This is a genomic window from Amycolatopsis antarctica (assembly GCF_002262875.1).
Lineage (GTDB): Bacteria > Actinomycetota > Actinomycetes > Mycobacteriales > Pseudonocardiaceae > Amycolatopsis > Amycolatopsis antarctica.
On the sequence record NZ_NKYE01000009.1, the window covers coordinates 248,424 to 260,045 of the forward strand.

General features: G+C 68.9%; 9 protein-coding genes. 3 read left to right on the forward strand and 6 right to left on the reverse strand.

What is annotated here, in order from left to right; all coding sequences use genetic code 11:
• Entirely contained in the window at positions 1–678 is a 678-nt protein-coding gene (locus tag CFN78_RS16975) for an MBL fold metallo-hydrolase (protein ID WP_094863814.1), read from the reverse strand.
• Positions 679–958: 280 nt separating this feature from the next.
• Between CFN78_RS16975 and uvrA the strand changes: the two genes are divergently transcribed.
• Positions 959–3,814: an excinuclease ABC subunit UvrA gene (gene uvrA, locus CFN78_RS16980; RefSeq protein ID WP_094863780.1), complete on the forward strand. Its 2,856-nt coding sequence runs from the start codon at positions 959–961 to the stop codon at positions 3,812–3,814.
• Positions 3,815–3,903: 89 nt separating this feature from the next.
• Here uvrA and CFN78_RS16985 read toward each other — a convergent pair whose 3' ends face one another.
• Together CFN78_RS16985 and CFN78_RS16990 are read right to left on the reverse strand one after the other, a co-directional pair.
• Complete coding sequence (locus tag CFN78_RS16985; protein ID WP_094863781.1) at positions 3,904–4,866, reverse strand: CE1 family esterase; 963 nt, start codon at positions 4,864–4,866, stop codon at positions 3,904–3,906.
• Positions 4,863–6,221 carry a cation:dicarboxylate symporter family transporter gene (locus tag CFN78_RS16990; RefSeq protein WP_094863815.1) on the reverse strand — a complete coding sequence of 453 codons (1,359 nt, stop codon included), beginning with the start codon at positions 6,219–6,221 and terminating at the stop codon, positions 4,863–4,865. The genes CFN78_RS16985 and CFN78_RS16990 overlap by 4 nt, the downstream gene beginning before the upstream one ends.
• A gap of 207 nt (positions 6,222–6,428) precedes the next feature.
• Between CFN78_RS16990 and CFN78_RS16995 the strand changes: the two genes are divergently transcribed.
• Positions 6,429–8,045, forward strand: coding sequence for a sensor histidine kinase (locus tag CFN78_RS16995; protein ID WP_094863782.1), 1,617 nt, complete (start codon positions 6,429–6,431; stop codon positions 8,043–8,045).
• Positions 8,042–8,719 carry a response regulator gene (locus CFN78_RS17000; protein ID WP_094863783.1) on the forward strand — a complete coding sequence of 226 codons (678 nt, stop codon included), beginning with the start codon at positions 8,042–8,044 and terminating at the stop codon, positions 8,717–8,719. Before CFN78_RS16995 ends, CFN78_RS17000 begins: the two co-directional genes overlap by 4 nt.
• Positions 8,720–8,762: 43 nt before the next feature.
• Here CFN78_RS17000 and CFN78_RS17005 read toward each other — a convergent pair whose 3' ends face one another.
• From CFN78_RS17005 to CFN78_RS17015, 3 genes are all read right to left on the reverse strand, one after another.
• Positions 8,763–9,896: a methyltransferase domain-containing protein gene (locus CFN78_RS17005; RefSeq protein ID WP_094863784.1), complete on the reverse strand. Its 1,134-nt coding sequence runs from the start codon at positions 9,894–9,896 to the stop codon at positions 8,763–8,765.
• Positions 9,897–9,993: 97 nt separating this feature from the next.
• Positions 9,994–10,422 carry a hypothetical protein gene (locus tag CFN78_RS17010; RefSeq protein ID WP_094863785.1) on the reverse strand — a complete coding sequence of 143 codons (429 nt, stop codon included), beginning with the start codon at positions 10,420–10,422 and terminating at the stop codon, positions 9,994–9,996.
• A 139-nt stretch (positions 10,423–10,561) separates the two neighbouring features.
• Positions 10,562–10,945, reverse strand: a complete 384-nt coding sequence (locus CFN78_RS17015; protein WP_094863786.1) for a hypothetical protein — start codon at positions 10,943–10,945, stop codon at positions 10,562–10,564.
• Between the last annotated feature and the right edge of the window lie 677 nt (positions 10,946–11,622).

An 11,622-nucleotide genomic window follows, 5' to 3' on the forward strand; every position in this document is an offset into this window, starting at 1 on the left:
TCACCAGCCGCGTTCGCGCCATTCGGTCAGGTGGCCGCGTTGCTCGCCGAGCGTGGAGTCGTCGCCGTGGCCGGGGTAGAACCAGGTCTCGTCCGGGAGCTGGTCGAAGATGCGCGAGGAGACGTCGTCGAGCAGGGTGGCGAAGTCCTCTGGCGAACCCGTCTTGCCGACGCCGCCGGGGAACAGCGAGTCGCCGGTGAACAGGTGCGGGTGGCCCGCGGGGTCGCGGTAGAGCAGGGCGATCGACCCGGGGGTGTGCCCGCGCAGGTGGATGACCTCCAGCGTGCACTCGCCGACGGTCAGCGTGTCGCCGTGCTCGACGAAGTGGTCGGGCGGGACGGGTAGCGGTTCCGCGTCCTCGGGGTGAGCCGCCGTGTACGAGCCGTTCGCGCCGGCGACCGCGCCGAGCGCCTGCCAGTGATCGGGATGCTGGTGGGTGGTGACGACGGTACGCAGGGCGGGCCGGTCCGGGCCGTGCCCGATCAGGTCCGAGATGCGCTCCGGGTCGGCGGCCGCGTCGATCAGCAGCGCTTCGTTGCTGGCCCGGCACACCAGCAGGTAGGCGTTGTTGTCCATCGGACCGACGGAGAGTTTGGTGATCGTCAGCGCGTCGAGTGTGCGCCGCGCGGCGTCGCCGCCCCGGGCCACGTGACCGGTGTACTCCTCTGCGACATTCACCTCGCCACCGTAGCCTTTGACCGGCGCCACCCGGCGACCGGAATCCCGGAATGCGGGTGCCGCCGCGGACGTTGCACGGGAGGCCGGCCGCGCCACCGCCGCCCGTCTCAGGGAGCCGGGACGCGTTTTTGTCGGAGGGTCGACTTAGCATGGTCGCGGCAGGCCGTATCGCCGTTCGTCCCATGACGGACCCGCCCGTGACGAACCGTCCGTGGTGGATCCCGTGCCGAACCGCTCGCCCCGAATCGCCTGCACGGAACAGCTAGGAAGGGAATCTCGCGTGGCTGATCGCCTCGTAGTTCGCGGTGCCCGCGAACACAACCTCCGTGGCGTGGACATCGACCTCCCGCGGGACAGCCTGATCGTGTTCACCGGCCTGTCCGGTTCGGGCAAGTCGAGCCTGGCCTTCGACACGATCTTCGCGGAGGGCCAGCGCCGCTACGTGGAGTCGCTGTCCGCCTACGCCCGGCAGTTCCTCGGCCAGATGGACAAGCCGGACGTCGACTTCATCGAGGGTCTCTCGCCCGCGGTCTCCATCGACCAGAAGTCCACCTCGCGCAACCCGCGATCCACCGTGGGCACCATCACCGAGGTCTACGACTACCTGCGGCTGCTCTACGCCAGGGCGGGCAAGGCGCACTGCCCGAAGTGCGGCGAGCGAATCAGCAAGCAGACGCCACAGCAGATCGTCGACCAGGTACTGGACATGGCCGAGGGCACCCGGTTCCAGGTGCTCGCGCCGGTGGTGCGCGGGCGCAAGGGCGAGTACCTCGACCTGTTCTCGAACCTGCAGCAGCAGGGCTACTCGCGCGCCAGGGTCGACGGGACCGTGTATCCGCTCACCGACCCGCCGAAGCTGAAGAAGCAGGAAAAGCACGAGATCGGCGTGGTGATCGACAGGCTCACCGTGAAGGCGAGCTCCAAGCAGCGGCTCACCGACTCGGTGGAGACGGCCCTGCGGCTCGCCGACGGCCTGATCGAACTCGACTTCGTCGACCTGCCCGAGGACGACGCCCACCGGGTCCGTGGCTTCTCCGAGAACCTGGCCTGCCCCAACGGTCACCCGCTGGCCGTCGAGGACCTGGAACCGCGGTCGTTCTCCTTCAACTCGCCGTACGGCGCCTGCCCCGACTGCACCGGCATCGGCATCCGCAAGGAGGTCGACCCGGAACTCGTCGTACCCGACGACGAGCTGTCGCTGGCCGACGGCGCCATCGCCCCCTGGTCCGGCGGGCAGAGCGCCGAGTACTTCCAGCGGCTGCTCGAATCCCTGGCGGAGACCATCGGCTTCCGCATGGACGCGCCCTGGCGCCGGCTCCCGGCGAAGGCACAGAAGGCCGTACTGCACGGTGTCAACGACCAGGTGCACGTCCGTTACCGGAACCGGTACGGCAGGCAGCGCTCGTACTACGCCAGCTTCGAGGGCGTCATCCCGTTCCTGGAGCGCAGGCAGGAACAGACCGACTCGGAGTACATGCGCGAGCGGTACGAGGGCTACATGCGCGAGGTCCCGTGCCCGGCCTGCCAGGGAACAAGGCTCAAGCCGGAGATCCTGGCCGTCACCCTCGAACACGCCACCCGCGGCGACCGTTCCATCGCGGAGGTCTGCGCGCTGTCCATCGCCGAGGCCTCCGAGTTCCTCGACGAACTGGTCCTGGGCAAGCGCGAGACGATCATCGCCGGCGCGGTGCTCAAGGAGATCCAGGCCAGGCTGCGGTTCCTGCTCGACGTGGGCCTCACCTATCTTTCACTCGATCGGGCGTCCGGCACGCTGTCCGGCGGGGAGGCGCAGCGCATCCGGCTCGCCACCCAGATCGGCTCCGGCCTCGTCGGCGTGCTCTACGTGCTGGACGAGCCGTCTATCGGCCTGCACCAGCGCGACAACCACCGCCTCATCGAGACGCTGACCCGCCTGCGCGACCTCGGCAACACGCTGATCGTCGTCGAACACGACGAGGACACCATCCGGTCGAGCGACTGGGTGGTGGACATCGGGCCAGGGGCGGGGGAGCACGGCGGCCACATCGTGCACAGCGGCCCGTTCCGGAAACTCCTGCGCACCAAGGGATCCCTCACCGGCGACTACCTGTCCGGACGCCGGGTGATCCCGATGCCGGAGGAACGCCGCGGGGTCGACAAGAAGCGGCAGCTCACCGTCGTCGGCGCCCGGGAGCACAACCTGCGCGGCATCGACGTGGCCTTCCCGCTCGGCTGCATGGTGTCCGTCACCGGGGTGTCCGGTTCGGGGAAGTCGACGCTGGTCAACGACATCCTCGCGACCGTCCTCGGCAACAAGCTCAACGGCGCGCGCCAGGTACCCGGCAGGCACACCCGGGTCAAGGGCCTCGACCTGGTGGACAAACTGGTCCGGGTCGACCAGTCGCCGATCGGACGCACCCCGCGGTCCAACCCGGCCACCTACACCGGCGTCTGGGACCACGTCCGCAAGCTGTTCGCCTCCACCACCGAGGCCAAGGTGCGCGGATACCAGCAGGGACGCTTCTCGTTCAACGTCAAGGGCGGCCGGTGCGAGGCGTGCGCGGGCGACGGCACCATCAAGATCGAGATGAACTTCCTGCCCGACGTCTACGTCCCGTGCGAGGTCTGCAAGGGCGCCCGGTACAACCGCGAAACCCTCGAGGTGCACTACAAGGGCAAGACGGTGTCCGAGGTGCTGGACATGCCCATCGAGGAAGCCGCCGAGTTCTTCGAACCGATCAAGGCGATCCACCGCCACCTGGCGACCCTTGTCGACGTCGGGCTCGGCTACGTCCGCCTCGGCCAGCCCGCCCCGACGCTCTCCGGGGGCGAGGCGCAGCGCGTCAAGCTCGCCAGCGAACTGCAGAAGCGGTCCACCGGCAAGACCGTGTACGTGCTCGACGAACCCACCACCGGCCTGCACTTCGAGGACATCCGCAAACTCCTCGGCGTGATCAACGGCCTGGTGGACAAGGGAAACACGGTGATCGTGATCGAGCACAACCTCGACGTGATCAAGATGTCCGACTGGATCGTGGACATGGGCCCCGAAGGCGGATCGGGCGGCGGCATGGTGGTCGCGGAGGGCACGCCCGAGGACGTCGCCGACAACGAGGACAGCTACACCGGCCAGTTCCTCAAGCCCGTCCTCGCCTGAGCACCGGCCCGGCGAGGATCGGGCCCCGGAAAGTCCTCAGTGGACGGTGCCGCCCTACGGAGCGGCACCGTCCACCGAGGGATCACTGCTCAGGAGTACAGCGGGTTCGCCTTGAAGAACTCCTCGATCAGCGGGGTCGCGTCCAGCACCGAGGGGACGTCGGAATCCGGGTTCGGCGTGGTGCTCGGCCAGTCGTGCGCCAAGCCGTCGACCCGGTAGTGCTGCACCGAACCGTGCCGGGCGCAGTCATCCCAGGTGCTGACCTGGACCCCGTTCCCGCGGTCCTCGACCGCCGGTCCGGTGTCGCAGCGGTTGCGCTCCGCCCAGCCGCCCAGCCAGTCCGGCAGGGCGGGCAGCCCCTTCACCGGATCGCCGTCGTAGGGGACGGTGGCGTCCTGTCCGCCGTGGAAGGACAGCACCGGCACCGGCCGCGACGGCGAGCATTCCCCGCTCTGCGGGTAGAACGCCCCGGACACCGGCGCGAACGCCGCGATCCGACCACCGAGCCTGCACGCCAGCATCCCGGTGAAGCCGCCACCGTTCGACTTGCCCGTCGCGAAGATCCGGTTCGGATCGACGCACAGCCGGGACTGCAGATCGTCGAGCAGATCCGAGGTGAACAGCACATCGTCGGCCCCGGACGAGTAGGGCGCGCCGGACCAGGCGGTCTTCTCCTCCTCGGTGCCGATCGTTCCCTGCGGGTACACCGCGATCATGTCCAGCTCCGAGAAACCGGACAGCTCCTCCTGGTACTCGGAGGTGCGTCCCTGCCCGTGGTACGAGAGCACCAGCGGCTTCGGCTTCCATGACCGGTAGGTGTCCGGCACATGCGCCAGGTAGCTGCGCTCGATGCCGCCGGAGACCACGGTGCCCTGGAACGACTCGCCCGGCCGCACATCCGGGTGGGTGAAGCAGCCGAAGGACGGACGGGGCCAGTTGTGCGGTCCGCCGAAGCCCCGGTCCGTCGCCTCGGCGCCCGCGGGTGTCGCCATGCCCAGCAGCAGTGCGGCCAGTGCCGAGACCGCGGCCAGCCGGCCCACGCCGCGCCTCACGCGTTCGCTCCTGCCCGCTCGCGGCCGTCCTTGCCTGCCGTCCCGTCGGACTCGTCGGACTTCCCGTCGGCGCCCTCCTCGTCGTGGCCGTGGTCGTCGACCAGCGTCGCCTCGTTGAATGGAGCCTCACCGGAGAACACCCGGCGAGCCTGCCCCGCGTCGAACTCCTTCGTCCAGGAGCCGATCAGCACGGTGGCGACGGCGTTGCCCGCGAAGTTGGTCACCGCCCGCGCCTCGGACATGAACCGGTCGATACCGAGGATGAACCCGACGCCGTCGACCAGCTCCGGACGGTGTGACTGCAGCCCGCCCGCCAGCGTCGCGATGCCCGCACCGCTGACGCCCGCGGCGCCCTTCGACGCGATGATCATGAACACCAGCAGGGAGATCTGCTCGCTGACGCTCAGCGGTGCACCCTGCGCCGCGGCGACGAACAGCGTCGCCATCGTCAGGTAGATGGCGGTGCCGTCCAGGTTGAACGAGTAGCCCGTCGGGACGGTGATACCGACCACCGGCTTGCTCACACCGAGGTGCTCCATCTTCGCGATCAGCCGCGGCAGCGCCGACTCGGAGGAGGAGGTCGACACGATCAGCAGGAACTCGCGGCCGAGGTAGCGCAGCAGGGAGAACAGGTTGACCCGCGCGCCGAACCACAGCACCGAGCCCAGCACCAGGCCGACGAACAGCAGGCAGGTGGCGTAGAAGCCGATCATGATGACGGCCAGGCTCTTCAGCGCGTCCCAGCCGGTCTCGCCGACCACCGCGGCGATCGCACCGAACGCGCCCACCGGCGCGGCCCACATGATCATCGCCAGGATGCGGAACACGAGCCGCTGGATGTGCTCGATGCCGCGCAGAATCGGCTTACCGGTCTTGCCCATCTTCTGCAACGCGAACCCGGCGAGCAGCGCCACCAGCAGGGTCTGCAGCACCGAACCCGCGGTGAACGACGACACCATCGTCTCCGGGATGATGCCCAGCAGGAAGTCGACGGTGCCCTCGCCGCCCTCGCTCGCCTGCTCCTGCACCTTCGCCGCGTCCGCCGGGTCGAGGGTCATGCCCTCACCGGGGTGCAGCAGGTTGCCGACGACGAGCCCGATGGCGAGCGCGGCCGTCGACATGGCGAGGAAGTACGTGATCGCCAGCAGCCCGACCTTGCCGACCTTGGCGGCCTTGGCGACCGAACCGATGCCGAGCACGATCGTGCAGAAGATGATCGGGCTGATCATCATCTTGATCAGGTTCACGAACCCGGTGCCGAGCGGCTTGAGCTCCTTTGCGAAGTCCGGGGCCGCGAAACCGACGATCACACCGAGTACCACCGCGGCGATCACCGCGATGTACAGGTAGTGCATCTTGTCGCGCCGCTTCGTCGGCGGGGCCGCCTCGGCGGTGTTCTGTGCTGGCACCGTTGCCTCCTGGGATACGTGAGCACCGTCTCCGGTGCGAAGTTCCTCGTGACTATGGGCAATGCTATGAGCTGGGTCACGGTTGTGTTCATTGTGTAAACGGCACGTGTCGTCGCCGCCGCGATCCGGTGGCCCGTGTGCTTGCATGGTGCGATGGTCGGACGAGGGGCGGGCAAACGCGGCTGGAGCCTCGCGCGTCAGCTCCTCGTGCTGCAGGCCCTGCTGATGCTCGTGCTGGTCGGCGGCGGTGTCACCCTCGCGTACATGGACGCGGCACGGGCGAACGAGGACCGCGCGCTGCAGCAGGCCACCGCCGTGGCCACCACGGTCGCCGACTCGCCCAGCGTCCGCGAGGCGCTCGGCACCGCGAACCCCAGTGTGGGACTGCAGCCGTTCGCCGAGCGGGTCCGCACCGACACCGGCGTCGACTTCGTGACCATCATGGACCGCGAGGGCATCCGGTACACGCATCCGACGCCCGAGCTGATCGGCAAGCGCTTCCTCGGCACCATCGCCGAGGCGCAGCGTGGTGGTGTCGTCGCCGAGACCTACACCGGAACGCTCGGGCCGTCGATCCGTTCCGTGGTGCCGGTTCTCGATGACGCGCGGCAGGCGGTGGCGCTCGTCGGCGTCGGCATCACCGTCACCACGGTCACCGCCGAACTGGAGGAACGCCTGCCGCCGCTGTTGCTGGTCGCCTGCGCCGTACTCCTGCTCGGCGTGGCGGGCAGCTACCTGGTCAGCGCCCGCCTGCGCAGGCAGACCCACGGTGTGGCGCCCGCCGAACTCAGCGGCATGTTCTCCTACTACGAGGCGATCCTGCACTCCGTACGCGAAGGGCTGCTGCTGGTGAACCGCGACGGCACCGTGCACCTGTGCAACGACGCCGCGCGCGAACTCCTCGAACTCGACGCCCCGCCCGAAGGCAGCCCGGTCGCGGAACTCGCCCTCGCTCCCGACCTCGCCGCGGCGCTGCTGTCGGCCGAGCCGCTGACCGACGACATCCACGTGACCGACAACCGGGTGCTCGTGGTCAGCACCGCGCCCGTCCGCACCGGTGGCCGCGCGATGGGCAACGTGGTGACGCTCCGGGACCACACCGAACTGCAGGCGCTGACCGGTGAACTGGACACGGTCCGCGGTTTCGCCGAGTCGCTGCGTTCGCAGGCACACGAGTCGGCGAACCGTCTGCACGCCGTCGTATCCCTGGTCGAACTGGGCCGCGTCGAGCAGGCGGTGGAGTTCGCCACGGCGGAGCTGGAGACGGCACAGCAGCTCACCGACCGCGTCGTCGGCGCCGTGGCCGAACCGGTGCTCGCCGCGCTGCTGCTGGGCAAGTCCGCCGAGGCCGCGGAACGCGGCGCCGAACTGGTGCTCACCGAGGACACCGCCGTACCGGACGTGGACACCGGTATCGACTCCCGCGATCTTGTCACCGTGCTCGGAAACCTCGTCGACAACGGGATCGACGCCGCCATCGCGGCCACGGCGGAGCGTGCGGCGCGGGTCACCGTCACCGTCCGCACGAACTCCGACGAGCTGTTGCTGCGCGTCGCCGACACCGGATACGGCGTGCCGGAGGGCACCACCTCGGAGATCTTCCGCCGGGGATGGTCCACCAAGGAGACGGACGGCCCCGTCGGGCACGGCCTCGGGCTGGCACTGGCCGGGCAGGCGGTGCGCAGGCACGGCGGCAGCATCGACGTGGGACGGGACGTGGGCGCGGTGTTCACCGTGCGGCTGCCGCTCGGGCCGGAGGTACGCGGATGATCAGTGTGCTCGTGGTCGAGGACGATCCGGTCGCCGCCGAGGCGCACCGGACCTACGTCGAGCGGGTCAGCGGATTCACCGTCGCCGGCGTCGTGCACGCCGGGAACGAGGCGCTGCGTTTCGTCGAGCGCACTCCCGTCGACCTGGTCCTGCTGGACTTCTACCTGCCCGACACGCACGGGCTCGCCGTGTGCCGGGCCCTGCGGGCGGCCGGGCGCGCGGTGGACGTCATCGCGGTGACCTCGGCGCGCGACCTGGCCGTCGTCCGCGCGGCGGTGTCCAGCGGGGTCGTCCAGTACCTGCTGAAGCCGTTCACCTTCGCCTCACTGCGCGACAAGCTGGAGCGCTACGCCGAGTTCCGCGACCAGCTCGGCGGGGTCGGTGAGGTCGGCGGGCAGGCCGACGTCGACCGGATGCTGGCCACCCTGCGCACCACCGATCACAGCACGCTGCCGAAGGGGATGAGCGGCGAGACGCTGGACGCCGTCACCTCCGCGCTGCGTGACGCCTCGAACGGACTGTCCGCCGCCTCGACCGCCACCACCGTCGGCGTCTCCCGGGTGACCGCCCGCCGGTACCTGGAGTACCTGGCCGACAGTGGTCTCGTCGTCCGCGAACCCCACTACGGCCAGGTCGGCAGGCCCGAGGTCTGGTATCGCGCCCGCACGCCGTGACCCGGACGCCTGACCCGAGGTGCCGCAGGTCTGATCCCTGTTGTCACCGCTTGGTGGCGCCGGATCTGGGGCGGGTGTGCTGGCCTTCTGGGGTGATGGTCCATTGCCAGTCGGTGATGTGGGGCCGTCCGGTGGTGTCCCACCAGCGGTAGGCGATTTCGGCTTCGTCCCAGAGGTGGCGAGGGCCGGACTGGCGGATGTAGCACCGGTCGGTGCCGTCCTTGGTGATGGTGGTGTGGGAGCCAGTGAGTGGGTCGTGCAACCAGGCGCGGACGGGTTTCCCTCCCTCGTAGTCGATGTCGTAGCGGCATGAGGGCATGGCCACGGCCAGTGCCCATCGGGACGACGGGTCGTCGAGCATGGGCAAGGAGTCGACGTCGCTGGTGGTTTCGTCGACGGGGCCATGATCGTGCCGGGGAGTGCGTGGTGGTCGGGGTGTGCGGTCGGTGCGTGATTCCATGAACGCGACTCCCATGGGGAGTGTGATGCCGGTGGCGGTGTTCTCGTCGGCGGTGAACAGGATGAGGGGGCCGTTGGTCAGGTCTGCTCGAACCGGGGTGAGTACGAGTCCGCCGATGGCGCTCTGCGCGATCCAGGCGAGGGGGATCCGTCCCAGTGGTACGGCCATCGTGCTGATGGTCCGGTCGAACGGGTCGTGTCCCGAGGCGCCGTTGGTGGCGTCACTGGTCAGTGTTCTCACGTTGGGAAAGCCGGGATCGGCGGTCAGACGGGCACGGGCCTGCTCGGCTATGCCGTGGTCGATGTCGAGGGTGACCACTGAGCCGTCCGGGCCGACCAGTTCGGACAACAGCGCGGCGTTGTATCCGGTACCGGTGCCGATCTCCAGGACCGTGTGTCCGGGGTGGACGTCGAGGGCATCGAGCATTCCGGCCACGACAGAGGGCATGGACGCCGAACAGGTGGGGCGGTCCCCGACCTCGGGCCAGCAGGTGCGGCCGTTGTCGAACTGGGTGACGATCGAGGTGTCGGAGTACACGGCGCGGTGCCAGCGTTCGGGGTCGGTGGCCCGGTCGATGGGCACAGGATCGACCCAGATCCGATCGGGGATGAACTTTTCCCGGGGCACCCGCTCCAGGAGCGGGCCGAATCCGGCCGGAAGGTCTCCGGCCGAGTCCAGCGCCGCCACCAGGGCACGCACACCCTGTTCGGTGGACATCACTACTTGTCCTCCCCACTCACCGTGTCGTGTCCGTCGCTGCCTTTGCCGGTGTGATCGGTTTTCTTATCGTCACTACCGTCGTGCCTACCACCCATCATCGGTTCCCTTTCTGTTGTTTGTTCTGTCGGTCCCGTTCGGGGTACGTCTGTTCACCGGCCGCTGCTCGGGCGTCAGTGCGGGGTGCTTGCCGTGCTCTGTTGCCGGCGTCGCCAGTCGCGCCAGGGGATACCGGTGGGCAGACCTGGGTCGGTGCGTCGTCGAAGATGCGGACTTCCCCGATGTTGTCGGGATCGCAGTCGTCCCAGCGGTTGAGTACTACCAGCGCTTCGCAGCCCTGCCGCACGAACTCGGCCAACGCTTCCCTGGACAGCGACAGCTCGAACTCGGCTACCGGTAATACCGATTCCGTGGACCAGGACAGATCAACGAAGCCGCTACCGTCGAGGTGGCACTGAAGTTTCGTCGCGCCGTCGATGGTGACGCCCGCCCGCGTGTCGATACCGCTACTCCTGCCGAAGGACATATGCCGTACTCCCTTTCATTTCTGCCCGTATTCCGTTCTCTGCCCCGGTCGCGCGCTCACATGTCACCGACGACGGCGACCACGGCACCCGCGATCGTCAACGCGAACACCACGCCCACGACCGCCCGTCCGCCCGTGCTCATAGACATTCCGGCGCGGGTATGTCGCCGGACGTCATGACCGGCCGCCGCCGCGCCACCAGTGACGGCCCGGGCCGGGCCAGCCGGGGCGCGAGCGCCGTTCCGGGGGTCGGTAGCTCCAACAGAGCGTTCGCCACGTCCAGCGCGGTGCCCTCGCATTCCCACAGGACACCGCCGTCATGGTCACCACGTGAGGCAACAGCATCGGTCTGCGAGAAGATCAGCACCACATCGGCCTGTCCCATCGCGGGCCACTCCCGCACCCCGACCAAATGGGTAAACCGGCCCTCACCATCGGACCCGGGCGTGAACTCCACACCTGCCGCCACCAGCGCACTCAGCCGGGGAGTCTCCGCCGCGAACTCGTCTCCCTGCGCGTTCACCGGAGACCACCGCCCGCTGACGTGGAAGCAGGGTGAGGCCTAGGACTGCCGGGAGGCAGAACAGCCCGCACCGGCCCCACCGCACGACTATTCCCAGCGCGCGACCGTCGCGCACGCAGCGACCACCACGACCGCCGCCGATGCCGCACTGGCCGACCCGCCGCGGTGCGTGTGACCCGCGCAGGTCCGGCCGCAGCGCTCACCACCGCCACACAACCCGGGCACCGCGCACCCGGAGGGCACACCATCGGCAACGGCAACAACACCTCATCGCAGACGGCCACGAAATCGCTGGCAGCCATACCGGCAACCATTCCCTCATCCGTCACCGCGTGGTCCCGCCCGTCACCACAGGCGACCCACACGACCCACACCCGCTCGGCGCCCACGGTGCGCTCACCTCCTGTCGTTGGTTCGTGTCGTGGCCTCAGCGTCACCCGGGACGGGACGGAATTGAATTGATGCCGTGCATACCGAGGCGCACATATGTATGCCGTGCATACGTGCAGGTAGACGGGTCGCAATTCAAGTACTCTGTGTGGCCAGGTGGGGGACTGTTTCAACATCGGTGTTTCTGGCCCGACACGCCGGACTGAGGTCCGGCGGGATGGGCACTGTGAGTGATGACATCGGACCTTGTGAGTCCACGCAAGAGTGAGAAGTCCGGGCGGCAGCTG